The 25,770-nt window shown below is 68.9% G+C and carries 22 protein-coding genes and 4 pseudogenes; 6 read left to right on the top strand and 20 right to left on the bottom strand.

The annotated features are described in order from the left end of the window. Window positions 1–4 precede the first annotated feature (4 nt). Both LRS04_RS28075 and LRS04_RS15630 read left to right on the top strand, forming a co-directional pair. Window positions 5–328, top strand: a pseudogene (locus LRS04_RS28075) (AMP-binding protein); the annotation flags it as partial. 31 nt (window positions 329–359) lie between these two features. Next, window positions 360–1,619 carry a fatty acid--CoA ligase family protein gene (locus tag LRS04_RS15630; RefSeq protein WP_308238358.1) on the top strand — a complete coding sequence of 420 codons (1,260 nt, stop codon included), beginning with the start codon at window positions 360–362 and terminating at the stop codon, window positions 1,617–1,619. Here LRS04_RS15630 and LRS04_RS15625 read toward each other — a convergent pair. The 3 genes from LRS04_RS15625 to LRS04_RS15615 form a co-directional block, all read right to left on the bottom strand. Next, on the bottom strand, window positions 1,616–2,254 hold the full coding sequence (locus LRS04_RS15625) for an SDR family NAD(P)-dependent oxidoreductase (RefSeq protein WP_257817143.1): 639 nt from the start codon (window positions 2,252–2,254) through the stop codon (window positions 1,616–1,618). The two genes, LRS04_RS15630 and LRS04_RS15625, sit on opposite strands and share 4 nt — an antisense overlap. 149 nt (window positions 2,255–2,403) lie before the next feature. Further along, on the bottom strand, window positions 2,404–3,003 hold the full coding sequence (locus LRS04_RS15620; protein WP_257817142.1) for an MATE family efflux transporter: 600 nt from the start codon (window positions 3,001–3,003) through the stop codon (window positions 2,404–2,406). 47 nt (window positions 3,004–3,050) lie between these two features. Next, window positions 3,051–3,755: an MATE family efflux transporter gene (locus tag LRS04_RS15615; RefSeq protein ID WP_257817141.1), complete on the bottom strand. Its 705-nt coding sequence runs from the start codon at window positions 3,753–3,755 to the stop codon at window positions 3,051–3,053. Between the two features lie 211 nt (window positions 3,756–3,966). On the opposite strand from LRS04_RS15615, the gene LRS04_RS15610 reads away from it, so the two are divergent. Continuing rightward, window positions 3,967–4,944 (top strand): aldo/keto reductase, encoded by a 978-nt coding sequence (locus LRS04_RS15610; RefSeq protein WP_257817140.1) that lies wholly within the window; start codon window positions 3,967–3,969, stop codon window positions 4,942–4,944. Between the two features lie 81 nt (window positions 4,945–5,025). Here LRS04_RS15610 and LRS04_RS15605 read toward each other — a convergent pair whose 3' ends face one another. The 8 genes from LRS04_RS15605 to LRS04_RS15570 all read right to left on the bottom strand — a co-directional run bounded on the left by LRS04_RS15605 (window position 5,026) and on the right by LRS04_RS15570 (window position 13,960). Beyond that, window positions 5,026–5,886, bottom strand: a complete 861-nt coding sequence (locus LRS04_RS15605; protein WP_257817139.1) for an enoyl-CoA hydratase/isomerase family protein — start codon at window positions 5,884–5,886, stop codon at window positions 5,026–5,028. A 44-nt stretch (window positions 5,887–5,930) separates the two neighbouring features. Next, window positions 5,931–6,782 carry a phytanoyl-CoA dioxygenase family protein gene (locus LRS04_RS15600; RefSeq protein WP_257817138.1) on the bottom strand — a complete coding sequence of 284 codons (852 nt, stop codon included), beginning with the start codon at window positions 6,780–6,782 and terminating at the stop codon, window positions 5,931–5,933. An 87-nt stretch (window positions 6,783–6,869) separates the two neighbouring features. After that, a complete protein-coding gene (locus LRS04_RS15595) occupies window positions 6,870–8,312 on the bottom strand; it encodes a TonB-dependent receptor (RefSeq protein ID WP_257817137.1) in 1,443 nt (480 codons plus the stop codon). Then, window positions 8,309–10,714, bottom strand: a complete 2,406-nt coding sequence (locus LRS04_RS15590; protein WP_257817136.1) for an MFS transporter — start codon at window positions 10,712–10,714, stop codon at window positions 8,309–8,311. Before LRS04_RS15590 ends, LRS04_RS15595 begins: the two co-directional genes overlap by 4 nt. A gap of 331 nt (window positions 10,715–11,045) precedes the next feature. Next, window positions 11,046–11,675: a hypothetical protein gene (locus LRS04_RS15585; protein ID WP_257817135.1), complete on the bottom strand. Its 630-nt coding sequence runs from the start codon at window positions 11,673–11,675 to the stop codon at window positions 11,046–11,048. Beyond that, complete coding sequence (locus LRS04_RS15580; protein ID WP_257817134.1) at window positions 11,672–12,502, bottom strand: NAD(P)-dependent oxidoreductase; 831 nt, start codon at window positions 12,500–12,502, stop codon at window positions 11,672–11,674. Before LRS04_RS15580 ends, LRS04_RS15585 begins: the two co-directional genes overlap by 4 nt. Before the next feature lie 57 nt (window positions 12,503–12,559). Further along, window positions 12,560–13,339: a hypothetical protein gene (locus tag LRS04_RS15575; protein WP_257817133.1), complete on the bottom strand. Its 780-nt coding sequence runs from the start codon at window positions 13,337–13,339 to the stop codon at window positions 12,560–12,562. Window positions 13,340–13,369: 30 nt separating this feature from the next. Further along, on the bottom strand, window positions 13,370–13,960 hold the full coding sequence (locus LRS04_RS15570; RefSeq protein WP_257817132.1) for a hypothetical protein: 591 nt from the start codon (window positions 13,958–13,960) through the stop codon (window positions 13,370–13,372). Window positions 13,961–14,212: 252 nt separating this feature from the next. Between LRS04_RS15570 and LRS04_RS15565 the strand changes: the two are divergent. The 3 genes and pseudogenes from LRS04_RS15565 (at window position 14,213) to LRS04_RS15555 (ending at window position 16,970) form a co-directional block, all read left to right on the top strand. Then, a pseudogene (locus LRS04_RS15565) lies at window positions 14,213–15,410 on the top strand (NAD(P)/FAD-dependent oxidoreductase). Window positions 15,411–16,012: 602 nt separating this feature from the next. Further along, on the top strand, window positions 16,013–16,465 hold the full coding sequence (locus tag LRS04_RS15560; RefSeq protein ID WP_257817131.1) for a hypothetical protein: 453 nt from the start codon (window positions 16,013–16,015) through the stop codon (window positions 16,463–16,465). Window positions 16,466–16,553: 88 nt separating this feature from the next. After that, the gene (locus LRS04_RS15555; protein WP_257817130.1) at window positions 16,554–16,970 is read left to right on the top strand and encodes a hypothetical protein; all 417 of its coding nucleotides are present in this window, start codon (window positions 16,554–16,556) and stop codon (window positions 16,968–16,970) included. Between the two features lie 282 nt (window positions 16,971–17,252). Here the strand turns inward: LRS04_RS15555 and LRS04_RS15550 are convergent. The 9 genes and pseudogenes from LRS04_RS15550 to LRS04_RS15515 form a co-directional block, all read right to left on the bottom strand. Further along, window positions 17,253–18,277, bottom strand: a pseudogene (locus LRS04_RS15550) (IS110 family transposase). Between the two features lie 145 nt (window positions 18,278–18,422). Beyond that, complete coding sequence (locus tag LRS04_RS15545; protein ID WP_257817129.1) at window positions 18,423–19,379, bottom strand: hypothetical protein; 957 nt, start codon at window positions 19,377–19,379, stop codon at window positions 18,423–18,425. A gap of 237 nt (window positions 19,380–19,616) precedes the next feature. Next, the gene (locus LRS04_RS26980) at window positions 19,617–20,039 is read right to left on the bottom strand and encodes a molybdopterin cofactor-binding domain-containing protein (protein WP_374576590.1); all 423 of its coding nucleotides are present in this window, start codon (window positions 20,037–20,039) and stop codon (window positions 19,617–19,619) included. Continuing rightward, the gene (locus tag LRS04_RS15540; RefSeq protein WP_374576588.1) at window positions 19,937–21,814 is read right to left on the bottom strand and encodes a molybdopterin cofactor-binding domain-containing protein; all 1,878 of its coding nucleotides are present in this window, start codon (window positions 21,812–21,814) and stop codon (window positions 19,937–19,939) included. The genes LRS04_RS26980 and LRS04_RS15540 overlap by 103 nt, the downstream gene beginning before the upstream one ends. A gap of 3 nt (window positions 21,815–21,817) precedes the next feature. Further along, a complete protein-coding gene (locus LRS04_RS15535; protein ID WP_257817128.1) occupies window positions 21,818–22,768 on the bottom strand; it encodes a xanthine dehydrogenase family protein subunit M in 951 nt (316 codons plus the stop codon). Then, window positions 22,765–23,277 (bottom strand): aldehyde dehydrogenase iron-sulfur subunit PaoA, encoded by a 513-nt coding sequence (paoA, locus tag LRS04_RS15530; RefSeq protein WP_257817127.1) that lies wholly within the window; start codon window positions 23,275–23,277, stop codon window positions 22,765–22,767. Before paoA ends, LRS04_RS15535 begins: the two co-directional genes overlap by 4 nt. A 356-nt stretch (window positions 23,278–23,633) precedes the next feature. Next, a pseudogene (locus tag LRS04_RS15525) lies at window positions 23,634–23,702 on the bottom strand (hypothetical protein); the annotation flags it as partial. A 277-nt stretch (window positions 23,703–23,979) separates the two neighbouring features. Continuing rightward, complete coding sequence (locus LRS04_RS15520; RefSeq protein ID WP_257817126.1) at window positions 23,980–24,756, bottom strand: carboxymuconolactone decarboxylase family protein; 777 nt, start codon at window positions 24,754–24,756, stop codon at window positions 23,980–23,982. After that, window positions 24,756–25,583 (bottom strand): aldo/keto reductase, encoded by an 828-nt coding sequence (locus LRS04_RS15515; protein WP_257819140.1) that lies wholly within the window; start codon window positions 25,581–25,583, stop codon window positions 24,756–24,758. Before LRS04_RS15515 ends, LRS04_RS15520 begins: the two co-directional genes overlap by 1 nt. Between the last annotated feature and the right edge of the window lie 187 nt (window positions 25,584–25,770).

The raw sequence follows: 25,770 nt of genomic DNA, 5'->3' as shown, positions 1-25,770 counted from the left end.
CGCCATGCGACCGACAGCTCCGATGACGCTCTCCGACATGGTCAGGCGCGTGTCCGGATCGGTGGCCAACGCGCCGGCCGTCCGGATCGACGCCTCGCAGCGCAGCTATGCGGAACTGCTGCGCAACGCCGAGCGGCGGGCTCGGCAGCTGCTGGGCCTGTCGGTCGGCCGCAACGACCGCGTGGGCGTCCTGTTGCCGAACTGCGTCGAGTTCGTCGAGATCGTCCTCGGGGCCGCGATGATCGGCGCCGTGGTGGTGCCGATGAACACCCGCTTCAAGCCGGCGGAACTCAGGCATCTGATCTCCGACTCGGGCATGCGGGCGCTGTTCACCTCGCACGGCGTGGCCGGCGTGCTCGATTTCCCCCGAGGTCCTGTCCGAGACCCTGCCGGGCCTGCTGGACGCCTCCGACCCGCAGGCGCTGTCGCTCCCGGACGCTCCCGCCCTGCGGTGCATCGTCTCCATCGACGGCACGGCGAAGGGCTTCGCTCCGGACACCAACCTTTCCCTGGGCGACGGCCCCCTGGACGCCGGGATCGACCCGGAGGACGCCGCCCTCCTGATGTATACGTCGGGGACCACGGCCAAGCCCAAGGGCTGCATCATCCCCCACCGGGCGCTCTATGCGAACGCCGAGGCCATCGCCGACCGTTTCGCGCTCGGCCCCGACGACGTGTGGTGGTGCCCGCTGCCGATGTTCCACATCGGCGGCCTCCTCTTCCTGCTGATGATGCTGCAACGAGGCGGGTTCTACGTCGGCATGTCGTACTTCGATCCGGACACCGCTTTCGACCAGATCGAGGAGACCGCACCCACGGTCCTCTATCCGCTCTTCCCGACGATCACCCTGGCGCTGACGGAACACCCCCGTTTCAAGGGCCTCGCCCTGCCCCGCCTGCGGTATGTGTTCGACGTTGCGCCCGAGGACGTGCAGCGCAAGATCCAGGCGGCGTTCCCGCAGGTCCCGCTGCTCAGCGCCTTCGGCATGACCGAGACCAGCGGCACCGTCGCGTACACGCTGCCGACCCACTCTGAGACGGCCCGCCTGACGTCGTGCGGCACGGCCCTGACCGGCTGGGAGGTGAAGGTCCTCGATCCCGAGACCCGCGCGATTCTCGCGGCAGGTGAGAAGGGCGAGCTGGCGGTGCGGGGCGTGGGCCTGTTCAAGGGCTACTTCAACGACCCCGTCCATACGGCCAAGTCCTTCACGGCGGACGGGTACTTCATGACCGGCGACTCCGGGATGCTCGACGCCGAGGGGCTCGTCTATTTCTTCGGGCGCCTGAAGGACCAGCTAAAGGTCGGCGGCGAGAACGTCTCGGCGCTGGAGGTGGAATCCGTCCTGGCGAGCCATCCGGCGATCAACCTGGCCCAGGTCGTCGGAGCGCCGGATGACAAGTATGGCGAGGTGGTCGCCGCCTTCATCGAGCTGAAGCCGGGACAGACCCTCACGGCGGACGAGGCCATCGCCTACTGTCGGGAGCGGATTGCGCGCTTCAAGGTGCCGCGCCACGTGCGTTTCGTCCGCGAATGGCCGATGTCTGCGACCAAGATCCAGAAGTTCCGGCTGAAGGCCGAACTCGAGCGGGAGCTCGCCCAGGAGGCATCGCCCGCCTAGATGTGCAGGCCGCCGTCCACCGCGATGGTCTGGCCGCTGATGTAGGAGGCGCGAGGCGAGGCCAGGAACGCGACCGCCTCGGCAACCTCGGAGGCCTCGCCGAACCGCTGGAGCGGCACCCGCCGCCTCTGGTCGTCCCAGACCTGCGGTGTGAACACCTTGTCCTGCACCGCCCTGCCCAGGCCGGCGTCGATCACGCCCGGGGCCACGGTGTTCGCGCGGATTCCGTGCCGGCCCTCCTCCCGGGCGATCGCCCGGGTCAGCATCTCGATTCCTGCTTTCGGCACCGCGGAGATCGCGTCGCCCGGCGGGAACCTCAGCGTCGCGAAGGAGCCCACGGCGACCAGCACGCCGCCGCGCCGGCGCAGCCTGGGCAGCGCCAGGCGCACCACCCTGGCGAAGCCCAGCAGCTCGGTCTGGATGACGTCCTCCCACAACTCCTGACCCATCTGGGATACGAAGGGCTGAAGGATGTCCGCGCCAGCGGCGAACACCACGCCCGACACGCCGCCCGCCAGGTCGTCCGCCGCGGCGAAGGCAGCCTCCACGTCCGCCTCGAGGCGGATGTCGCAGCCGATCGAGAGCGCCGTACATTTCGCCGCGAGCTCGGCCTGGAGGCCCGGCGCCCTCCGCATTGCCGCGATAGGTGAAGGCGACGGCTGGCCACTCCGCGGCCAGGCGCCGGCAGATCGCCCGGCCAAGGCCGCCGCTGCCGCCGAACACCAGCACCGCACCGTCCGGCCCGGCCGAGGGTCGTGTTTCGCTCAAGGTCCTGGTCTCCTCCTCACGGACGCATACGCCAGCGGCCGAACCGGTAATAGGCTGCGGAGAAGCCGAGGATCGCCACGGAGGCGAAGGGGAAGCTCCACCAGATGGCCTCCGCGCCCCAGTGATGGGCGGTGATCGTGGCCAGCGGGATCCGCACCAGCCACATCGACACGAAGATGAAGATCAGCGGGGCGAGCACGGCGCCGGCCGCGCGCTGCAGGCTCGTCAGCACGATGCTGACGCTGAAAAACACGAAGCCCCACAAGGCGTGGTTGTTCACCGTCTGGGCGATCTCAAGCGCCTCGCCGGCGGGCAGGAAGATCCGCATGACCTGTCGGTTGAAGGCGTAGATCAGCATCACCGGCGCAGCGGTCACCGAGAAGCCGATGGCCATGCCCTTGAAGGCGAGCTGGTTGACCCGGTCCCATCGGCCGGCGCCGATCGCCTGGGCGCCCATGGACGTCACGGACTGGCCGACAGCCATGCCGGGCATCTGCACATAGACCCAGAGCTGGGTCGCAGCGCCGTAGGCCGCCGCGGTCGCCACGCCGTACCCGTTCACCAGCTTGATCATGGCAAGCGCGGAGCCGGTCACGACGACGGTCGTCAGGCCCATCGGCAACCCCTTGGCGACCAGCACGCGGAGGACCGAGAGGTCGGGTCTCAGCCCCCCAGTTCACCCGGCCGCGGAATGAGGAAGCTGCCGCGCCTGTGGAGGGCGCCCACCAGCAGGGTGAGGCTGCAGGTCTGGGCCACCAGGGTGGCGGCGGCCGACCCGGCCACGCCCAGCTGCGGGAACGGCCCGATCCCCAGGATCAGCAGGGGATTGAGCCCGATGTCGAGGACCACGGCCAGGGCGCTGAAATAAAGGGGCGTGCGGGAGTCGCCGGCGCCGCGCTGGGCCATCTGGAAATAGTTGAAGAAGAACATCGCCGGCATCGCGAAGAGGATGACCCGCAGATAGGCGATGGCCTGCGGGCGCGCCGCCTCGGGCGTCCCCATGGCCGAGAGGATCTGGGGCGCGAGCCAGAGGCCGGCCAGCGCCAGGCCGATCGAGGTGGCGGCGAACACCGTGGTGCAGGTCCCGACGATCCGGCGCGCCCGCTCCGGATCGCGCGCGCCCACGGCCTGGCCGATGAGCACATTGGCGGCCATGGACAGGCCAGAGACGCAGCCGAGCAGGAAGGCAAGCAGCAGGTTGGCGTTGAACGTGGCGGCCAGCGCCGCTGGCCCGAGCACGTGGCTGACCCAGATCGCGTTCACCACCACATTGGCCTGCTGGAGGATGTTCGCCGCCATCACCGGCAGCGAGAACAGCAGCAGGGTGCGGCCCACGGGGCCGGAGGTCAGGTCACGGGCGCCGCGCACCTGTCCGGCCTGTCCGACGCTCCCTGCAACCGCCACTTGGGTCCCCTCGGCTCTCGGGCTCGCGCCCCCGATCGCGCCCGGCGGGCGGCGGTCTCGACGCCGCTCAAAATGCCCGGCTCCAGGGCGCTTTTCAACCTTCTGATTGGTTGTTTCGAGGTAGATGCGGATGGTAGAAGGGGCGGACGCATCAGCAGCTCAGGGAACGCCCGCCATGAAGTTCAATCGCCTCGGCCGCACCGACCTCGAGGTCAGCCCGCTCTGCTTCGGGGGCAACGTCTTCGGCTGGACGATCGACGAGCCGACGTCCTTCCGCCTGCTCGACCAGTGGGTCGACGCCGGCATGAACTTCATCGACACGGCGGACGCCTACTCAACCTGGGTGGAGGGCAATGCCGGCGGCGAGTCCGAGACCATCATCGGACGGTGGCTGAAGGCCCGCGGCCGGCGCGACGACGTGGTCATCGCGACCAAGGTCGGCATGGAGATGCCCGGCGGGAAGAAGGGGCTGTCTCGGGCCTATATCAACGAGGCGATCGAGGCCTCCCTGCGCCGGCTGCAGACCGACTATGTCGACCTCTACCAGTCGCATTTCGACGATCCCGAGACGCCGTTCGAGGAGACCCTGGCCGCCTACGAGCCGCTGATCCGGGCCGGAAAGGTGCGCGCCATCGGGGCCTCCAACCTGACGGCGGAACGGCTGGCGGAGTCGCTCCGGGCCTCGAGCGGGGCCGGCCTGCCCCGCTACGAAAGCCTGCAGCCGCTGTACAACCTCCATGACCGCGAGGAGTTCGAAGGCCCTCTCGAGGACCTGTGCCGGGCCGAGGGGATCGGCGTGATCAACTACTGGTCGCTGGCGAGCGGCTTCCTGACGGGCAAGTACCGCTCGGAGGCGGACCTGGGAAAGAGCCCGCGCGGCGAACGGGTGGCGAAGTACCTCGACGCCCGCGGCCTGCGGATCCTCGGGGCGCTCGACGCGATCGCGGCCGAGGCCGGCGCCACCCCGGGTCAGGTCGCCCTGGCCTGGCTGATCGCCCGCCCCAGCGTCACCTCGCCGATCGCCAGCGCCACCACGCCCGGACAGCTCGCCGAGCTGGTCGCGGCGGCCGAACTGAAGCTCGACGCCGCGGCGATCGCCCGGCTCGATGCGGCCAGCGCGCCCGCCCGGGCGGCCGCGGCGGAACCGGCCTGACCCCCGAGGCGGCGCCGACACGGAAGCGCCCCGGCCCCTTCTGCAGGAGCCGGGGCGCCGCGCCCTTCCGCCTTCGCGGGGTCAGTCCATGGCGCCTTGGGCGGCGTGGGTGAAGAAGTCCAGGTGCTCGTAGGCCATGGCGAGGTCCTGGTGCAGGTTCCAGTTCTCGATCAGGCGCTTCTGGGCCACGCGCTTGGCGTGGGCCAGGACGAACGACGGGCGCTTGAGGATCTTCTCGACCATCTCGTCGACCTTGGCGTCCAGCTGGTCGGCGGGCACCGCATAGTTGACGATGTTCATCTGTTCCAGCCGCTTCATCGACCAGACCGGCGAGGTGAACAGGTACTCCTTCATGAGCGTCGGGGGCATGAACATGGCCAGGAACGACTGCGCGCCGTCGCCGGGCGTGACCGCCCAGGGGAAGCCGCGGACCTCGCCGTTGGAGTCCACCACCGTCTGCATGCCCGTATGGACATCCGAGATGATCGCGTCCTCGCGGGCGATGATGATGTCGCAGCCCCAGAAGAAGGCCTGGCCGAGACCGATGGTGTCGCCGTTCACCCGCGCGATGATCGGCTTCTCGATCAGGGCGAAGAGCTCCATGGCGTTCGGCGCGCTGAAGCCGATGGGGGCACCGCGCTTGATCGGGTTGAGGCGGTCACGGTTGCCCTTGTCGTCATAGGACCTGCCGCGCGCCACGCGATAGAACTCGCCGTCGTTCTCCCCGGTCAGCACGATGCAGCGCACCTCCGGGTCGTGCCGGAAGTCGTGGAGGGCCTGGCCCACGGCGTGCATGATGTGGGTATACTTCTTCGCCCTCAACGACTGGTTCGACGTCTTGTCGTAGTCGCGCATGATGATCCAGCCGACCGGGCCGCGCTTCTCGGTGTAGGCGCCGACCACCACGCCGTCGTCCACGTTCTCTTCAACATCCTTGGCCACGATTGCCTCCAGGCATCCTGTTGCTTCCGACCCGAGGCCTCGCCTCAGGGGTAGACCGTCGGGAAATTGGGGTGATCCAGGAACTCGCGCGGCGTCAGGCCGAGACCGTCGGTGTTGTAGTTGGCCTGGCCGGTGTAGCGGCAGCGTGTCGAGATCCGGTAGCTCGACATCGCCCAGCGGACACGGTCCGTCTTGTTGATCCCCGAGCAGTGCCACGTCAGCCCGTGGTGGAACACCGCGGTCCCCTGGCTGAGCGGTACGATCTTCGTCGGCTTGTACTCCTTGAACAGCTCCGGATAGAGTTCCCGGGCGTCCTCACCCAGCTCGGCCACCATCCCGCCCGGCATCGAGCGGTGCGATCCCTTGAGGTGGGTCATGGGGCCCATGTCCGGGGTTACGTCGACGAGGGCGCACCAGAATTGGACGGCCTCGGCGCGATCGATGGGCAGGCTCGGGAAGTCCTGATGCCAGACGAGCGGCTTGCTCAGACCTGAGCTCGCCGGCTGCTTCACATGCAGCGTCTCGGAGAGGATCTTCACCGAAGGCACCTTGAGCAGGCGCGCGGCCGCCTCCCCGAACTTGCGCTGGGCGACGTAGTTGAACATCCAGGGGTCTTCCTGGCGGATCCCGAAGGTGCGCTTCGGCTTGTTGAATGCGCCTTCCACCGCCGCGACGAACGCCTTCTGCTCGGCGGGATCGCTGGGCCACTCCTTCCAGCGCATGCCGCTCCAAGCCATGAAGTGCTTGATCACCTCCTCGCAGAGCTCCGGTTTCACGAAGCCGGGGATGTGCACGACACCGTCGCGCCAGAAGGCCTCCACATGGTCGTCGGTGACGTCGCCGATCAGCGGGGAAAGATCCTCGTACGCGTCATCAAGCTTGGCCGGGGCATTCATGCTGCTTCCTCCGATGCTCTGTGGTGCTCCCCCGACAAGGGTCTCGGCTGCCGAAGGGGCGGTAGGCGGTGGCCCGCGGAATGCGGACTAGAACTCGCGCGTGAGCTTGATCCCGTAGGTCATGGGCTTGCCGATGTAGAAGTTCTGGCCGTTCCCTCCGAGGTTGGCGCCGGCCTGGGCGTACTCCTCCTCGGTGAGGTTCTTGCCGTAGACCTGCACGGTCCACAGCTCGTCCGCCGAGGTGAAGGCGACGCTCGCGTCCACCAGGGTGTAGGCGCCGTTGCGGTTGGTCGGCGTGTTGACGTCGTCGAAGAAGTAGCCGCTCGTGTAGGACGCACCGAGGCGTGCCGCGACCCTGCCCAAGTCCCCCACCGGGGAACTGTAGTTGAGGCTCAGCCCGGCAGTGGTGTCCGGCACGCGGTTGAACTTCAGATCGGAGACCGGCGCATAGGCCGTGTAGACGCCCGCGGCGTTCGTGAGGCCGTCGAATGAGTCGTACTGGGCGTGCACATAGCCGTAGACGGCGTTGAGGCTCCAGTTCTCGGTGATGTTCGCCACGGCCTCAAGCTCGACGCCGTAGATGGTCGCGGTGGCCGCGTTGAAGGTCGACTGGATGATGCCGATTTGCGGGTCCTGCTGGGTGACAGTCCTCTGCAGGTCCTTGTACTTGTTCAGGAACACGGTGCCGTTCAACCGAAGGCGATTGCCGAGGAAGTCGTTCTTCGAGCCGAGCTCGTAGGCCGTCACCTCCTCGGCGGCATAGGGCGCGAAGGTCAGGGCCGCGCCGCGCAACGCGTAGCCGCCGCTCCTGAAGCCCGTGGTGACCGACCCGAACACCAAGTGGTCCTGGGAGATGGTGTAGGAGAGCCCCACCTTCGGGGAGACATTGCTGGCTGCATAGGTCCGCGTCGGCCCGAAGCGGCAGGCCGAATGGGAGACCGTGCAGTCCCCGAAGTTCTGGATCGGGGTGAAGCCCGCGACGACGGAGCGCTTGTGCTCCCGGGTCTGGCGGATACCCAAGGTGAGGACCAGCTGGTCGGTGATGCTGTAATCTCCCTCGGCGAAGAGGGCCGTGCTCCAGGTCGTTTGGTAGGCGCGCTGGACGTTGTCAGCGAAGGTGGAGCCGGTGACGCAGAGCGGGGTGGTGTTGTTCCGGTTGGTCGCGCAGATCGGGTTCACTGCGGCCGAGGTTGAGAAGATGTTGCTCCGCAGGGTCCGACGCTGCGCGGAGTCCAGCCACGTGAGGAAATAGTAGGCCCCCACCGTGTAGTTGAACCGGCCGATCTCCTGAGCGAACCGGATTTCGGTGCTGTCCTGCCACTGGTAGTAGTGGCCGGACGAACGGAAGGATTCCGCCGGGGTGCCGTCGAAGTTCTGGTCGCTGGAGCTCTTCACCTTGCGGTGGCCCTGGAGGAAGGTCGCGACGCCCCCGAGGACGTGCCAGTTCACCTCGCCGATCGCGCTGAAGGTCGCGATCTTCTGGACACTGTTGCCGGGGTTGGTGACGGTCCAGAAATCCGTGGGCGTCATGGCCCCCCGAGCAGTCGGATAGGTGAAGATCGGCACGGGGACGAGGGGCGACGCAGGAGCCGTGCTGGGCGCCAGGCCGCGCACCGGCTGGGCGTCCCCCCTCGATGAACTGGTGGACGAGTTTCACGCTGATGTCGAGGTCGTCGGTCGGCCTGATGATCAGGGCGCCGCGGGATCATCGCGTCGTCGTTCTCGCCGACATTGCGCCCTTTGTTGGGGTTCTTCGCCCAGCCACCGTTGTGCAGCATCCGAAGGGAAAGCCGCCCGGCCACCACGTCGCCCCAGAGCGGGCCATTGAGGACCGCAGTGCCTTCGTAGTCTCCGAACCGGCCGTAGCTGGCGCTGACCTCTCCTGAGTTCGAGAACGTCGGCGCGTTGGTGGTGATGACCACCGCGCCGCCCGTGACATTGCGGCCGAACAGCGTGCCCTGCGGGCCCCTCAGAATCGACACGTCCTGCACGTCGAAGAGGTCGAGGTTGGCCCCGGTGCCGGTGCCCAGATAGATGCCGTCGTAGATGATCCCGACGGGCGGCTCGTCCTGGGGCGAGGTCCCCGCATTGCCCATGCCGCGCATCTGGAAGTCGTTGTAGTAGGCGCTGTTGGCCTGCTGGAAGGACACGCCCGGCGTGAGCCGACCGACATCGATCAGGTCGACGGCGTGGGCCGCCTCGATCTGCTGGGCGGTCACCGCGGTGGCCGATATCGGCGTCTCCTGCAGCACTTCGGCCTGGGCGCGCTTGCGGCCGGTGACCATCACCTCGCCGACCTCGGTCGGGGCGACGGCCGTGACAGCTGACTGAGCCTGGGCCGCCGGGGCGAAACCGAGGGCGAAAGCCAGCACTGCCGAAGACGCGCCGAACCACTGCAGCTTCTCTAGGTGTTTCATGTTTCCCCCGCGATCTTGCGATCTTGATTGATGTTGGCTTGGCCGAGCGTGCGTCCCTCGGGTGTCATGACCTGCCCTCGGGGCCGGTAGCGCCGCCGGACGCGGCCCTGGCGCGCGCAGCCGCGCGGCGTCGATCTGAGCCCGGAGTTCGCCCTGGCGCTTTGAGCCGAGCGGGAAGTTCCAGAGCAGCAGCCCGGCCAGCAGGACCGGGATGGTCGGCGCGAGGGCGAAGGTCAGCCGCAGGGTCGACAGCGACTCCGGCGTGTTGCTCTTCCCCGTCGGATCGAAGCCCCAGATCTGCAGCAGCGGGAAGATCGCGACCACCACGAGGGTGGGCGCCAGCTTGGTGGTGGTCTCGAGCATCGCGAAAAATGCGCCGGTCTGCTGGCGGCCGCTGATGACGGTGTCGGAATCGACCACGTCGGCCATGATCGACTGCATCAGGAAGGCCGGCCCGGAATTCATCGCGCCGTTCAGGGCGATGGCGCAGACGAAGAACAGGAGCTGGTCCGGGCCCCAGAAGATCATCGAGGCCTGTGAGCAGCCGTAGAGCAGGATGGCGACAGCCAGGAGGCGGTGCTTCTCATGTCCCTTCGCGAGCCGCATCCAGATCGGGGTGGCGATCATGGTGGCGGTGTAGACGGCCAGGAGAAGCGTCGCGACGAGCCCCGGCGCCTTCATGACGTAGGAGACGTAGAAGACGAACAGGGCGCCCTTCACCGCCGTCGGACCGGCCTGCAGCAGGGCGACCAGGACCAGCCAGCCGAGGTACTTGTTGGTGAACATCCGCTTCAGCGTCGCGAGAATTTCCCGCACGGTGAACGAGGGCCGTGGGGCGAGCGCGTCGCCCGGTCGTTCCGGCACGAGGGTGACCGCCAGGAACGTCGTGATTGGCATCAGGATCACCGACGTCCACATCAGCACCCTGAGCTTGTCGCCCGTGGTCGGGTTTGGATGGACCCACTCGAGGATGGCCGGCAGGCCGAACGCCATCAGGCTGGCGACGGCCACCATCACATAGCGCCAGCCCATGATCCGCGTCCGCTCGGCGTAGTCCGAGGACAGCTCGCCGCCCCAGGCCGACAGGTTCAGGTTCTGCAGGGTGGTCGCGAAGTTGAACAGCAGCGTCGCGGTCAACAGGTACCAGAAGGTCGGCCTGGCGATGAATTGGTCGGGCGTGAACAGCAGCGCGCAGCCGATCATCGCCAGCGGGGTGGCGATCACCACCCAGTGGCGGCGCCGGCCCCAGCGGCTCGGAAGCCGGTCGCAGACCATCCCGATGATCGGGTCGGTGGCGATATCGATTGCGCGGGCCAGTCCCAGCACCAGCGCCCAGGTCGTCATCGAGACGCCCAGCTCGCCAGTGAAGAAGGGCGCCAGGAACAAGCCGATGGGCAGGACCATGGCCTGGAGCGGGATCGCCGGCAGCCCGTAGGCCATGAGCTGCCCGATCGAAAGGCGGTCGATGGCGCCGCGCCGGAAGACGCTGGCGAACCGGCCCGGCCTTGCGGCCACCCCTAGGGCTCCGACGGTTTCCTCGGCCATTCCACTCCCCTGCCCGCGTCGGACACTGGCGGTCCGTTTGCAGCACGTTAATCACAATTAACCACCAAACGAATGGTTGATCCAGTGCCAAATTTTGGCTTGAGACCGGGGCCTTCCCCATGGACGCCGACAGCTGGGCGACGGCGACCGGCCCGCAGGTCGACCGCTCCACTTGTCGTTTTTCTTGTTCTATTACCGTGGCCTATGACCTGCGACGGCGCGCCTGCGCCGCCGGGATCAAGGCGCCGATGCCAGAATCCGGCCTGCGCGCCAGGGAAAAGACACCAAACGATTGTTTGATCTATCCGCGGCGCGCTGCGGGGTCCGGCAGGGTCGCCTCCGCGTCCAGGAGGCGGGCAAGGGCGTCGTCGAACGCCGCCCGGCCCACGTCGGGCACGCCGAGCGCCTGCCAAAGGCGAAAGGTGCAGAGGAGGAAGCCGACGAAGCCCGTGAACTCCACCGCCCCCCGCGCGCCGAGGCGCATGCGGAGCGCCTCGTAGTCACGATCCGCGACCGTTCCCTCCACTACGCATCGCACGAAGTGGGTGAGCTGCCGCTCGTCAGAGGTCAGGCCCGCGCCGCCGCCGACCAGGCCGCGGATCGCCTCGGGGCGCACCCCGACCGCCAGTGCGTCTGGCAGGTGCAGCAGTCCGATCGTCCAGTAGTCCAGGTCGACGCTGAGGATCATGTCCACCAGCTCTCGCTCGGCGTCGCTGAAGGCGCCACGCAGCTGGGATTCGCGCACTACCCGACCGAGATCGGCGAGGGCCTGCGCCAGCGGCGGGCTGTTCAGCAGCGCGCCGAAGTAGGCGTTGGAGTCCAGCGCCGACCCCTTCCACAGCGCGGCCTGCCGCGTGCGCACCGCATCGTAGGCGGCGCGTTCCGGCTGGGGGATCGCTTCGCGATCCGGGAGCGGCGGCAGCCGGCTCATCGAAGCCCCGCGACCTCGGGGAAGAGGTCGAGGGCCAGCGTCGCGGCCGGCAGGTTCAGGCCGAGCTCCTCGCCGAGGGCCAGGGCGGCGCGCAGATCCTTGTCGGCGTAGGCGGCGGTGGCCGCGTTCGAGCCGCCGGTCAGACCTGTCCCTTCGGAGACCATCGCCATGTGCGGGCGGACCCAGCGGTCGCTGGCGGTGACACACTGGACGAACTTGTCGAGGGGGACGCCGGCGGCCCGGGCCAGGCGCGCGCCCTCCCAGGCCACCATCCAGTCGGTGTAGATGATCAGGTTGCGCGCCAGCTTCGCCCGCATCCCGTTGCCCAGCTGGCCGCAGTGGATCGTCGGGTCCGAAAAGCCGTCGATCACCGGCCGGACGATCTCGAAGGCCGCCTCGTCGCCCCCGACCATCGAGGTGATCGACGCGTGCGCCAAGGCATGCGGTCCGCCGCTCACGCCGCAGTCGACCAGCGCGACGCCCCGTGCGGCGCAGGTGTCGCCCGCCCACAGCACGGTCGGCAGGGTGACGGTGCTGAGGATCGCCACCGCACGCGGCAGCCTGGCGGCCGCCAGGACGCCGTCGGCGCCGTCGAGCACCGCACGCACCTGCGCGTCATCCATGACCGCCACCAGGACGACGTCGGCGCCCTCGCTGGCCAGCCGCGGCGAAGGCGCCGCGCGGACCGTGTCGCGGAGTCCGTCGAGCGTCTCCTGGCGGACGTCGAAGCCGGCGACCTCGAAGGTCCGGCCGCCCTTGCCCTGGGCGAGCGCCCTGGCCACGCCCGAACCGATGACGCCCAGGCCAATGATCGCGACCTTGCTCATGCGTTTCCCCCTGCCCTCATGCTGTTGGCGGCGGCGATACGCGCCGCCGCTGGCGGACTAGCCCGCCGCGCTCCCGGCCTCGCGCTCGGCGCGCGCCGACTCGAGGCGCGCCCGCAGCAGCTTGCGTTCGCTCTCCGGCGCCTTCTGGCTCGCGTCCTTCGGGACGAAGAAGGGGTCGGCCTGCCGGAAATTGACGAAGGTCAGCCCGGCCTCCCCCGACGTGAAGCTGTAGACCATCTCCCTGCCGACCGCCGCAGCGCCGCCGGCCGCGATCCGGCGGGTTCCGAGGTCGAGGTCGCCCTCGACGACGCAGATGATCTCGTCCTCGGTGTGATGGTGCGGCGCGGCGAACCGGCCGCTGCCGGATCCGGACCTGTGCAGCCACACCGCGCAGGTGGGGCAGCCGGAGTCGAAGTAGAGGGTATGGCGGCGGTCCGCGGAGCGCTCCGTCCAGCCCGTTCTCATGAGGTGCACGCAGCCGCCGGCTCGGTCCGGCCGGGTCGCGGCGTGGCCTATGAAGTGCAGGAGGGTCGCACCGGCCGCCCCGCCGCTCAGTTCCGCGGTGGCGCCCCGGCCGATCGACGCCGCCCCGCCGGGCTCGATCGGCGTGGCCCCGACGCGCATATCGCCCGTCAGGACATAGAACACGTGGTCCTCAGCCGGTCCATCGACCGTCAGCGCGGCTCCCGCCGCGAGCTGGTGCCGCCAAAGGGAGAGTGTGAAGTCGCGACTGGAGATCACACACCGGCTGGCGACCTGGCCGGACAGGCGCACCTTCGGCGCATCGAACGGCGAGAGCTCGTCGGGGACGCGGTCGGTGATGCTCAGCTTGCTCATGTCGTGAACCTCGTTCCCAGGATGTGGGCGCTAGCGGTCGAAGCGGCTCATCGGGGTAGCGGTGCCGATCCTGTAGTCCGGGCACCTGTGTGCGCCGCTCTCGATGTCCGCGATCAGCTTGTCGATCGCCTCGTCGGAATGGGTCCCGGTGTCGAGGGCCTGCATCATCCGCATGATCCACTGCAGCCAAAGGATGAAGCCGGTGTATTCGACGATGCCCCGCTCCGAACCGACGAGCGCCTCTACGGCGGCGTAGGTCGCATCGTCGACCGTACCGGACACGACCTGGCGGATATAGCGGACCAACAGCGTCTCATCGGCGCTGAGGTCCTCCTCGCGGCCGTAGCGCAACGCTTTGATGGTCCTCATCGGCACGCCGGCCGAGATGGCGTCCTGGATGTGCAGGTGGGCGACCACATTGGTCTTCCAGTCGGCGGCGAACACCTGATCGACCAGCTCACGCTGAGCGTGGGTGTAGGTATGGGGGCGGTTTCCGGCGTTGCGGAAAAAGGCTCCGATCTCGCTCGCCATGGCCCCGAGCGGCGGGCTTGCGAGCAGCGCCCCGAAGTAGGCGCCGAGGTCGTAGGTCTCCGGCACGGGATCGCCTGTCCTGCGGCGCACGGCGCGGTCCCAGTAGACGCGCTCCTCAGGTTGCACATCAGCGCGCTGTGGCTGCTTTGGTGGTCTCATGGGCGTCCTCGCGCGGCCGGCTCGACAAGGCCGGCCGTCCTGTGCAATCAACCAATCGGTAGGTGTTTTCGCGAAACAGTCAACCGTCTCTCACGCACGCCGCTTGGATCCTGAGGCAGTGAACCGTCCCCAACCGTCAATCGTGATCCTGAAGCCGGCCATGCCGGCGGCACGGCGGCGGCCCTGCTGCGCCAGTACGGCTTCGAGGGCCCCATCGTCCTGATCGGCGAGGAGCCGCACGCCCCCTACCAGCGCCCGCCGCTTTCCAAGGCCTGGCTGAAGGGCGAGGCCGACGCCGACAGCTTGGCCCTGAAACCGGCCGAGTGGTACGTCGAGGCGAACATCGACTTCCGGCCCGGCGTCGCCGCCGAGGCGATCGACCGCGCGGCCAGGACCGTCCGGCTGGCCGGCGGCGCCCAGGTTCCCTACGACCAGCTGATCCTCGCCACCGGCGCCCGGGCCATCGCCCTGCCGATCCCCGGCGCGGACCTGGCCGGCGTCATGTTCCTGCGCACCGCCGACGACGCCGAGCAGCTCAAGGCCGCCGTCGGGCCGGGCAGGAATCTCGCCGTCGTTGGGGGTGGGTACATCGGCCTGGAGGTCGCCGCCTCGGGCCGGGCGCTCGGCGCCGAGGTCACGGTCTTCGAGCGCGAGGCGCGCCTCCTGGCCCGCGTCGCCTGCGAGACCCTGTCGGACTTCTTCCAGGCCTATCACGAACGGCACGGCGTGGCCTTCGAGCTGGGCTGCAGCGTCGTCGGCTTCGAGGGCGACAAGAGCGCGGAAGAGGGCGGCCACGTCGCCGCCGTGGTCCTGGCCGACGGCCGCCGCGTCCCCCTGCGACGCCGCCGTGGTCGGCGTCGGCGCCCAGCCCAACGACGAGCTGGCCCGCGACGCCGGCCTGGAGACCGCCCGCGGCGTGGTCGTCGACCTGGAGGCCCGCACCTCCGACCCGGCGATCTTCGCCATCGGCGACGTCGCCCACCGCCCCATGCCGATCTACGGCGGCCGCATGTTCCGCATGGAAAGCGTGCCCAATGCCCTGGAGCAGGCCAAGCAGGCCGCCAGCGCCATCGCCGGCCGGCCCGCGCCGACGGGCGAATGCCCCTGGCAGTGGTCCGACCAGTACGACCTCAAGCTGCAGATCGCCGGCTACGCCTTCGACGTCGACGAGATCCTGGTGCGCGGCGACCCGGCGACGGCGAAGTTCGCCGTCTTCCACCTGGCCGGCGACCGCATCCAGTCGGTGGAGGCGATCAACGCCCCGCCGGAATTCATGATGGGCCGCCAGCTCATCCTCAACCGCAAGCCGGTGGACAAGGCGAAGCTTGCCGACCCCGCCGTTTCCATGAAGGAGGTCGAGGCCAGGGCTTCGGTCAGCTGAGACCCGCTGGACGTCCCGTGGAGCGCCGCCGGTCCCGCACCTCGGGCGGCGCGGCCCGCCGCGCGACCGGCGTGACGTCTGCATCGCTGCGGGCGCCATGATCGTTCCGTTGATGAAGCCGGCGTCCCTGCCTTTGTGAAGATCCCGGCGGCCGGAGGAGGACTCGTCCCACCGCGGCATGCGCGATGACGGCGCTAGAGCGCGGCGCTCCGAGCAGAAGGCTCTGAGGGATCTGCTCTCTTCAGAGCCCAGGATGGGACCTGGTGCGCAATCGCTCGTTGGCCCGACGCGGCGAGCCGCGAGCGCGCAGTGGCTGCCGTCGACCTCACTGCGCATCGCAACATCATGGAGGCCAGCGCCGAGCAACTGCTAGAAGTGCTGGAGCTGGCGGAGGAAATGAACCTCTGCGGCACCCTTCGGCTGCTTCAGACGACTAGCTTCGGCTACACGCCAGGAGCTGACATTGGCTCGCCGCCGAGAAGCGGACGTTTTGACCCTCCAGGGACGCGCGTGCCGGGCAGGAGTGGAAACCCTAGGCACGGCGTGGCTAAGTCCATCCTTCAATGTTGCTTCGCCCCCATCCTAGGCATGAGTTGGCCATCGTGGCTGTCCTGCTGCTCACGGCCTGCCGCGCACCGATCGCCGAGCCGGCCGCCCCGATCCGGCACACCTTCAAGGACTTCGTTCTGACTGTGCCGGACCACGGCGCCTGCCCACCCAGCGGAACGGAAGGCGCCGGCGTCCACATGACCCTGCGCATGCCTGACCCGGCGTGGCTCGCTGAAACAGTGTCGAAGCTGACGGTCCCGCCGTTCGCGGACCGGCCCTGCCCGAAATCTTCGGACGGCCTCGATGTCCGGCTCCATGAATTGGACGGGTCTCCCCCGATGCTTGGACGCGGCAACCTGCTGCAAGCCGCTCCCGATGGCCCCGCCACCACCCTCGCCGCCATCCCGATGTCTCAGTCCGAGGCGGTCATCCTGAAGACCTTCTTCGGGGAGCGGCCGGTCCGCCCCCTGACGGGGGAGGAGCCCGCCCGTCCTCTACACCTGTGACGGCGGCGCCTGCCGGGCGGCTTTCGCACATGGCTCCGCCATCGTTACGGCGACCTGGCGCGTCTCCGCCACGCCCGCGGCGCCGCACGTGATCGTCGACTACGTGGCGTCGCATCTCATGGAGTGGTCTCGCGAAGATCCGTGCCGAAACACGTCCCACTGCGCCGTTCGGAACAGGCAGGCCTACGAGGCCGGCCGATGGGCTGCCCAGACCGCCTTCGCCGCCGGCGACCGGCGCGGCGTCTCCGTTCAATCCATCGATCCCGAGGGCAATTTCCACACGCTCGTTCCCGGCTTCTTCTGCAGCCGCCTTGCTCCCGGCACGGTGAACGCCGTGACCGCGGAGGACGGCTCCAGGTCGCCTGGCGAAGACGAGTGGGCGCTGGGTTACAACGACCGCATCTGGCAGCTTGGCGGCGCTCTCAAGGAGGCAGGGTGCCGCCTTTCACCTGATGAGGCCATGCTCGCCACTCCGCCGCCGGGCGATCAGCGCTCCTTCCGATAAGCGCTTCCAGGGTCGCCGAAGCGCCATGTGTGGACGGCTCCCCATTGGCAAGGGTGTTCTGGACTTCCGCTGAGCTGGTCGGTGCGGCCATGTGTTCGACCTGTTGGTGCGGCTCACGTGGCCGCTGGCCATAATGCCTTCCGCGAGGACCGGTCCCGACCAAAAGCACGCGCTCGAGGCGCCCCTGGCGCAACTGGGTTTTCCTGTCCTTCGGTATCGACCGGCTGGATGCGTTAGTCTGTCACCGCCCTTCCCAAGCTTGGTGCGCCGAGGCGCTGGTTTCTAGGCCGCTCGGAGTTCCGGCTCGCGGTAGCCCTGGCCGCTGGTCATGATCGCCCAGGCCATGCGGGCCATCTTGTTGGCGAGCGCCACGGTGGCCACCTTCGTCGGCCGCCTGGCGAGCAACTGAACCAGCCACGGCCGCCGTGTCCCATGCCGCTCGGCATAGCGGACGACGGCCAGCGCGCCGACCACCATCAGTTGGCGCAGGTACCGATCTCCCTGCTTGGTGATCCCGCCCAGCCGCTCCTTGCCGCCGCTGGAGTTCTGCTTCGGAACGAGTCCGATCCAGGCGGCCAGGTTGCGGCCAGACTTGAACGCCGAGGGTTCAGCAACCGTGGCGACGAGGGCGCTGGCGAGCAATGGCCCGACGCCCGGAATGCCCATCAGCCTGCGCCCGACCTCGCTCGCTCGGACGCTTGCCCGGATCTGGCGGTCAGTCTCAAGGAGTTGCTGGTTCACCAGGCTTAGCTGCGCGGCCAGCATCTCCAGACAAGCCCTCGCCTCCTCAGGATCGACGGGTCACCCGCTTCGACCAACCTGATCAGGCTCTGCAGGCCCTCCCGCCCGATCGGCGCCACCAAGCCGAACTCGGCCATGTGGCCACGAATGGCGTTCGACAGCTGGATCCGCTGGCGCATCAGCATCGTGCGCACCCGGTGCAGGACCATGACGCTCTGCTGCTCTGGGCTCTTCACCTCGACGAAGCGCATCGTCGGCCGGGTGACGGCCTCGCAGATCGCTTCGGCGTCGGCCGCGTCGTTCTTCTGCCGCTTCACGTAGGGCTTCACGTAGCTGGGCGGCATGAGCCGCACGGTGTGGCCCAGCCGGCTCAGTTCTCGCGCCCAGTAATGGGCTGTTGCGCACGCCTCGATCCCCACCAGGCAGGCCGGTTGATCCACGAAGAACCGCAACAACTGCGCTCGCCTGATCTGCCGCCGGAAAACGACCTCGCCGCCTGCATCAACCCCGTGCACTTGGAAGACGGACTTGGCGATATCCAGACCGACCGTGACGACCGGGCCCATGGCTTGCTCCTCCTGCTCTGCAGAAGCTCACGCTCCCGCGGTGGCGGGGAGCCGTCCACAGCATCAGAAGCGGACCTTCCGGTCCCGCCCTAAAGCCGACATTGCGTACCGTTGGCGCTGGAGGTCCGTAACAGCTCTCGACGGTTCAGCGGACCGCGCGTCGTGGCAACCAATCAACCCACTCCAAAACCCGATCCGCGATCTGCAGGTTGTTCCTGTCCTGCATCAACATGTGAGTGTTGCCCCGCAGACCGTCTTGGGCCGCGGCCAGGATATCGACACGGCCACCCGCCGCCTTGATCCGTTCGGCATAAGCCCGGCAGCCGTCCAACCTCTGCTGCCATGTGAGCGGACTAAGCCCGGTGGGCTGGGCCAGGTGGTCGCCGAAGATCACCAGCGTGGGGATCTTGGCCAGCGTCACGATCTGGGCGTCGGTGTAGGTCGCGCGGCAGGTCCCCGGTTCAAGCGCCACGATCCCGCGGATGCCGGTCGGATCGACCAGCGCCGCGTCCATCGGGAACGGTCCCGACTGCGAGTGGCTGACGAGCACCGCACCGCCCAGGTCGGACGACAGGTCGGCGAGCGCCTTCAGCGTCGGATTGGGCGACGGCACCTGCGGGGTCAGGTCGGGAATTCCCTGCTTGGACAGCTCGGCCGCCGCCTCGACCGGAAACTGGGTGTCGGGGAAGGCCTCTCCTGGCCGCGGGCCGAAGCGAAAGTTCTGCCAGACTCCGATCCGGTCGCCGAGGCGGAAGGCTGCGCCCGTCGCACTCGGCGCGCCCGGCGCGGTTGGCGCGGCGGCCTGAGCAGGGGCCGCATCCCCCGCGAGCCTTCGGTTGAGCGCCGCCTGGTTGAAGCCCGACCGCGCCCGGCCAACCTGGTCGATCACATAAGTCGGGTGTGCCTTGCGGACGAAATACTCGTACCAGCCCATCCGGCCGTCGGGCGTAGTGTCGTAGGTCTTGCCGCTTAGCGTCGCGCCGTGGATTAGCACCACCGGCGTCTTCACCCGGCCGTCCGGGATCATGTATTCGACGTACATCTGATCGACCGTCACGCTGTCCGCCGGCCCCAGCACGATCTCGGCGGCGGTCTGCTCCACCTGACGGCCGCCAACGAAGAAGCTGCCACGCGCCTTCAGCGTCAGGGGCTGGGCCGGCGTCTGCAGTGAGCGGAACGACTGGGCCGAAGCGCCGCCGGCCAGGATCGTCGAAGCCGCGACAGCGAGCGCAAGGGCGCATGGCAGACCGGAATGGCGCAGCATGGTTGTCCTCCGAGCTCTGATCTGGGGAAGTCTGCCCCGGAGCGCGCCGCCGGCGGCGCTCCGGGCCTGGGCATCTCAAGCGATGACGGGCATCTGGCCGATCAGCTTGTCGAGCGTGACCGGGTAGTCGCGCACCCGCACGCCGGTGGCGTTGTAGACGGCATTGGCCACCGCGGCGGCCACGCCGCAGATCCCGAGTTCTCCGACGCCCTTGGCCTTCAGCGGCGACGCGATCGGATCCACTTCCTCCAGGAAGATGACCTCCTGGTGCGGGATGTCGGCGTGGACGGGCGCCTCATAGCCCGCGAGGTCGTGGTTGACGAAGAAGCCCCGCCGCTTGTCGACGACCAAGTCCTCCATCAGGGCCGCGCCGGCGCCCATGGTCATGGCGCCGATCACCTGGCTGCGGGCGGAGATCGGGTTGAGGATCCGGCCGGCCGCGCACACCGCGAGCATCCGCCGGATCCGGGTCTCGGCCGTGTAGGCGTCGACAGCCACCTCGACGAAGTGGGCGCCGAAGGTGGACTGTTCGGTCTGCCGCATGAACTCGCCGAACTCGATTGCATCCTCCGCCGAAAGGCCGGCGGCCTGGGCAAGCGCAAAGGTCTTCCCCCGGAGCTCACCCGCCCATCGGCGAACGCCGTCTGGGCCGGCTCGAAGCCGAACTTGGCCGCGACCTGCCCGCGCAGGTTCATGCAGGCGGCATAGACGCCCGAGGTGGAGCTGGCCGCGCCCCACTGCCCGCCGGAGCCCGCCGACACCGGGAAGTCGGAATCGCCCAGCCGCACGCGCACCTGATGCAGCGGAACACCCAGGGTCTCGGCCGCCGTCTGGGCGATGATCGTGTAGGTGCCCGTGCCGATGTCGGTCATGTCGGTCTCAACCACGACCAGGGGCCCCGCCTCCAGCCGAACGCGCGCGGCCGATTTCTGCACCGGCGCGCCGCGGAACGCGGCGGCCATGCCCAGCCCGACCAGCCAGCGTCCGCTGCGCGTCTGGCCGGGGCTCGGATTGCGCCGGCTCCAGCCGAAGCGCTCGGCGCCCTGGCGCAGGCATTCGACCAGCTGGCGCTGCGAGAAGGGCCGCTCCGGCCGCTCAGGATTCACCTGGGTGTCGTTGAGAATCCGGAACTGCACCGGATCCATGCCGAGCTTCTCCGCCATCTCGTCCATGGCGATTTCGAGGGCCATCATGCCGCTGGCCTCGCCTGGTGCGCGCATGGCGTTGTGCTCGGGCAGATCGAGGCGCGCGAGCCGGGTCTGGGTCATCCGGTTGGCGCCGGCGTAGAGCAGTCGCGTCTGGCTGACATGGCCGTCCGAACGGCCACCCGCCTGATCGCCCTGCCAGCTTTCGTGGCCGATCGCCGTGATCCTGCCGTCCCGCGTGGCGCCAATCCGGATGCGCTGGATCGTGGCGGCCCGGTGGGGCGTGTTGTTGAACATCGCAGGGCGCGGCAGCGCGACCTTCACCGGACGCCCGGCGGCGCGGGCGCCCAGGGCCGCCAGCAGGCACTCGGCGCGCACGAACAGCTTGCCGCCGAAACCGCCGCCGACGAAGGGCGAGACCACGCGCACCCTCTCCTTGGGGATCGCCAGCATCTCGGCGAGGTCCGTGCGGCCCCAGTCGACCATCTGGTTCGAGGTCCAGACGGTCAGCTGTTCACCCTTCCAGACGGCGAGGGTCGCATGCGGCTCCATCATCGCGTGGGCGTGGCCGGGCGTACGGTAGGTCGCGTCGAGCTGGACCGGCGCCGCGGCGAAGGCGCCTGCGAAATCCCCGACGGCCGTGTCCGGCGCCCCGCTCGTGATCCGCTGCGGACGGACCGCAGCCTCCTTGGCGGCCTCCAGGTCGTAGGCGCCTGCCTCGGTGTCATAGGCGACGCGCACCAGCGCGGCCGCGGCCCGCGCCTGTTCGAGCGTCTCGGCCACCACCATCGCGACGACCTGACCGTAGTGCTGAATCTCCGGACCGCCGAGAAGCCGCACCGTGTTGCGGCGAGCCTTGGCGATCGGACCGGCAGTCTCCGCGGTGACGACCGTCAGCACTCCCGGCGCGCGCCGGGCGGCCACCACATCCATCGTGCGGATGCGACCATTGGCGATCGAAGCCACGACCACCCATCCATAGGCGGCGTCAGGCGCCACATCGTGGCGCTCATAGGCGTAGGGCGCCGTTCCGGTGGTCTTGAGCGGTCCTTCGATCCGCGGGGTCGGCTGACCCACGACCTTCAGCTGGTCGATCGGGTTGGTGGCGGCGGGCTTGTCGAACTTCATGGGTCAGGCCCTCGCTTCGGCCAGGGCGCCGGCGAGCGTTCGCGCGGCGAGAGTCAGCTTGAAGGCGTTCTCGTGGGTGGGTTTGGCGCCGGTGAAGACCTGGTCGGCAACGGCCTTGGCGCCGCTCGGCATGGCCGCTTCGGCCGCCTCCACCCGCCAGGGCCTGTGGGCGACCCCGCCGAACGCGGCGCGGCCCCGGCCGTCCTTCTGGACGATGGCGGCCACGGAGACGAGGGCGAAGGCGTAGGACGCCCGGTCGCGGACCTTCCGGTAGGTGTGGAAGCCGCCCACCGGCTTCGGCAGGGTCACCGCGGTGATCAGCTCGCCGGGCAGCAGCACGGTCTCGATATGCGGCGTGGTCCCGGGCAGGCGGTGGAAGTCGGCGATGGGGATCCTGCGGGCCTGGCCGTCCGCGCGGACGGTCTCGACCGTGGCGTCCAGAACCCGCATGGCGACGGCCATGTCGCTGGGGTGGGTGGCGATGCAGGCGTCGCTGGAGCCGATCACCGCGAGCTGACGGCTGACCCCGCCGATCGCCGAGCAGCCGGAGCCGGGCTGGCGCTTATTGCAGGGCTGGGCGGTGTCGTAGAAGTAGGGGCAGCGGGTCCGTTGCAGCAGGTTGCCGGCGGTGGTCGCCTTGTTGCGGAGCTGGCCCGAGGCGCCGGCCAGCAGCGCCCGCGAGAGCACGGCGTAGTCCTTGCGCACCCGGGCGTCGGCGGCGAGGTCGGTGTTGCGGACCAGGGCGCCGATGCGCAGGCCGCCGTCCGAAGTCTTCTCGATCTCGTCCAGGTTCAGGCCGTTGACGTCGATCAGGTGGCGGGGCGTCTCGATCTGCAGCTTCATCAGGTCGAGCAGGTTGGTGCCGCCGGCGATGAACTTGGCGCCCGGGGTCCGGGCGACGGCCGCCGCGGCCTCGGCGGGCGTGCGGGCGCGTTCGTAGGTGAAGGCCTTCATGCGCGGCTCCCGGCCACTTCGGTCATGGCGTCGACGATGTTGGAGTAGGCCCCGCAGCGGCAGATGTTGCCGCTCATCCGCTCGCGCAGTTCCTCGGGCGTGACCTTCGGCCTGTCGCCGAGGTCGGGGGTGACGTGGCTGGGCACGCCGGCGCGGATCTCCTCCAGGACCGCCACCGCCGAGCAGACCTGGCCGGGCGTGCAGTAGCCGCACTGGTAGCCGTCGTGCTTCACGAAGGCGGCCTGCATCGGGTGCATGGCCTCGGGCGTGCCCAGGCCCTCGATGGTGGTCACCCTGGCGCCCTCGTGCATCACCGCCAGGGTCAGGCAGGAATTGATCCGCCGGCCGTCGACGATGACCGTGCAGGCCCCGCACTGGCCATGGTCGCAGCCCTTCTTCGTGCCGGTGAGCTTCAGGTTCTCGCGCAGCGCGTCGAGCAGGCTGGTTCGGGTGTCGAGTTCGAGCTTCTGCTTCGCACCGTTCACCTCGATCGAAACCCGGGCGGTCACGGGCGCTTCGGAAGGCTGTGACTCCTGGGCCGGCCGGTGTGACGGCGACGGCGGCAGAAGCTGCGCCCGCCGCCAGCAGACTGCGCCGGGATACGTCGAGCTCGTCCAATAACGGCATTGCACTTCCAATCTTCAGAGTGGGCGCGGACTTCGGCTTGGGGGATGGGCGCTGAGCGAGCCCGCGTGCGCTATGGCTTCTCCTCGGCCGTGAGGCGGTACTCGGCATCGGTGACCTTCTGCAGCCACTGCACGCTCTCGCCCTCGGCGGTCTCGCTGATCGCTACGTGGGTCATGGCCGAGGTCGGCGTGGCGCCATGCCAATGGAAACCGCCCGGATCGACCCACGCGACATCCCCGGCGCAGATCTGTTCAACGCGACCGCCCCTGACCTGGGTCCAACCACAACCCTCCGTCACTACCAGCATCTGGCCCTGCGGGTGCGAGTGCCACGCCGTGCGGGCGCCGGGCGCGAAGGGAGACGCTGGCGCCGCGCACCCGTGAACCGCCTGGGACGCGTACGGGATTGCGGACCCTGACTTGGCCCGTAAAGTTGGCTTCGGGCCCCGGGCTAGGCGCTCCGTCGGCCAGCCGCGCCACATGGGTCACGTCCCCCCGCCCCCGTCGCAGCGGGCGCGGCTGTCGGAAAGGCCGAGGCCTGGACCGCCAGCACGCCGGCCGCAACGGACAGGATCAGAACGCCGCTCACGGTTGGCCTCCCTGCGCGGGCCACACCCGCGCCACTTCGGATAGCGCCGTCGTGGCCTTGGGCCAGCCCGCATAGAAGGCGAGATGCGTCAGGGCCTCCGCGAGGTCCTCGCGGGGGAGGCCAACCTGCGGCGCCAGGCGCAGATAGGGCTCCAGCATCGCGTCGTCGCCGGCCGCCGCGAGCGCGACGATGGTGACGAGCGCGCGGTCGCGGCGGGTCAGATCGCTCCGCCGCCAGGCGTCGCCGAACACGACATCGTTCGTCAGGCTCGCGTACTTGGGCGCCAGTTCGGCGACGCCTGGCGGCACGCTGGGCCGAACGGACGGGGCCAGCGGCGCGAGGCGCTCACTGACCGCCTGCAGAGCGGCGAAGTCGATGTTCCGCGAGCTGTAGACCTGGTCGTAGACCTCGAGCGCCGAGACCGCATTCGGCCAACCGGAATAGAGCGCCAGGTGGGTCAGCACGCCGGAGGCCTGCACGGGCGTGACCCCATTCGTTAGCGCCCGGTTGAGGTGCCCGGTGAGCTGAGCCGGCCGGTTCATGGCGATAAGGGCCGAGATCACCACGAGACTGCGATCGCGCTGCGAGAGCTGGGGACTTGGCCACACCTTCCCGAACAGCACCTCGTCCGTGTACCCGGCCAGGCCGGGCGCCACCTTCGGCTGAAGCGCCCCTGACGGGCGGGCCGCAGGTTGAGACGACGCCGGCTGAGCGGCTGCGGTCTCGGCACCCCCCAGCCACAGGGCCCCGACCAGAATGGCCAGCTGCTTCATCAGCACTTTCCTTCCTCTTCGCCTGTGGAACGGATTCCTAGAGCTTGCGCGTGCCGAGCCACTTCGCCATCGCCGGGTCGCGATGGTCGAAGAAGCTGCTGGCATTCTGGTCGAGGGCGGCGATGGCTTCGCGGTCGGCCTGGTCGAGCTCGAAGTCGAACACGACGAAGTTCTCCGCCATCCGCGCCGAACCTCCCGGTGAGGAAGCCCTTGCCCAGTGGGCTGAACGGCACGAAGCCGATGCCGAGGTCCTGCAGCAAGGGCAGGATCTCCGTCTCGGGTTCGCGCCACCACATGGAGTATTCGCTCTGCAGCGCCGCCACGGGTTGCACGGCGTGCGCACTGCGGATGGACTCCGCGCCAGCCTCGGAGAAGCCGAAGTGGCTGACCTTGCCGGGCTGGATCAGGTCGCGGACGGCGCCGGCCACGTCCTCCATCGGCACGTCGGGGTCGACCCGATGCTGGTAGAACAGGTCCATCCGGTTCGTGCGCAGTCGTTTCAGCGCCTCCTCGGCGACCTGCCGAATGCGCTCCGGCCGGCTGTCCAGCCCATCGGCAGGTCTGCCGTTTCTGAAGCCGAACTTGGTCGCGATCACCACCTCGTCCCGGAAGGGCTCCAGAGCCTCGCCAACGATCTCCTCGTTGAGGCCCGGCCGATAGGCCTCCGCCGTGTCGAAGAAGGTGACCCCGCGCTCCCGCGCGGCGCGAATGAGAGCAACGGCGTCGGCCCGTTCGGTCGCGGTACCATAGCCGAAGCTCAACCCCATGCAGCCAAGGCCGATGGCCGGAACCTTCAAACCCGAGTGACGGAGTTCACGCGTTTCCATCACTTGATCCTTCGTCAAGGCTCGCGGCACCTCGTCGAGCGGCTGCGCGCATTCATCCGGGCTCCTCATTCCGCAAACGTGGAGCCCCCAGCGCCTTCGCGATGCCTCGCAAGATAGCCTTGGCGCGTTCGATGGATTAGACGCAGCAATCGCCATGCTCTTTGAAGCAGGACTTACAAATGCCTCA

The sequence above is a fragment of the Phenylobacterium sp. J367 genome (genome assembly GCF_024699985.1).
Taxonomy (GTDB): domain Bacteria; phylum Pseudomonadota; class Alphaproteobacteria; order Caulobacterales; family Caulobacteraceae; genus Phenylobacterium.
The sequence above is the reverse complement of the archived record's forward strand: the minus strand, read 5'-3'. Positions and strand labels throughout refer to the sequence as shown.

Bases quoted from the DNA above. Each gene is read 5' to 3' on its own strand.
- LRS04_RS15625 (WP_257817143.1), bottom strand. From the start codon at position 2,254: ATGCGGAGGGCGCCGGGCCTCCAGGCCGAGCTCGCGGCGAAATGTACG.
- LRS04_RS15620 (WP_257817142.1), bottom strand. From the start codon at position 3,003: ATGGGCCTGACGACCGTCGTCGTGACCGGCTCCGCGCTTGCCATGATC.
- LRS04_RS15610 (WP_257817140.1), top strand. From the start codon at position 3,967: ATGAAGTTCAATCGCCTCGGCCGCACCGACCTCGAGGTCAGCCCGCTC.
- LRS04_RS15600 (WP_257817138.1), bottom strand. From the start codon at position 6,782: ATGAATGCCCCGGCCAAGCTTGATGACGCGTACGAGGATCTTTCCCCG.
- LRS04_RS15595 (WP_257817137.1), bottom strand. From the start codon at position 8,312: ATGACGCCCACGGATTTCTGGACCGTCACCAACCCCGGCAACAGTGTC.
- LRS04_RS15585 (WP_257817135.1), bottom strand. From the start codon at position 11,675: ATGAGCCGGCTGCCGCCGCTCCCGGATCGCGAAGCGATCCCCCAGCCG.
- LRS04_RS15580 (WP_257817134.1), bottom strand. From the start codon at position 12,502: ATGAGCAAGGTCGCGATCATTGGCCTGGGCGTCATCGGTTCGGGCGTG.
- LRS04_RS15575 (WP_257817133.1), bottom strand. From the start codon at position 13,339: ATGAGCAAGCTGAGCATCACCGACCGCGTCCCCGACGAGCTCTCGCCG.
- LRS04_RS15540 (WP_374576588.1), bottom strand. From the start codon at position 21,814: ATGAAGTTCGACAAGCCCGCCGCCACCAACCCGATCGACCAGCTGAAG.
- LRS04_RS15535 (WP_257817128.1), bottom strand. From the start codon at position 22,768: ATGAAGGCCTTCACCTACGAACGCGCCCGCACGCCCGCCGAGGCCGCG.
- LRS04_RS15520 (WP_257817126.1), bottom strand. From the start codon at position 24,756: ATGAAGCAGCTGGCCATTCTGGTCGGGGCCCTGTGGCTGGGGGGTGCC.
- LRS04_RS15515 (WP_257819140.1), bottom strand. From the start codon at position 25,583: ATGGAAACGCGTGAACTCCGTCACTCGGGTTTGAAGGTTCCGGCCATC.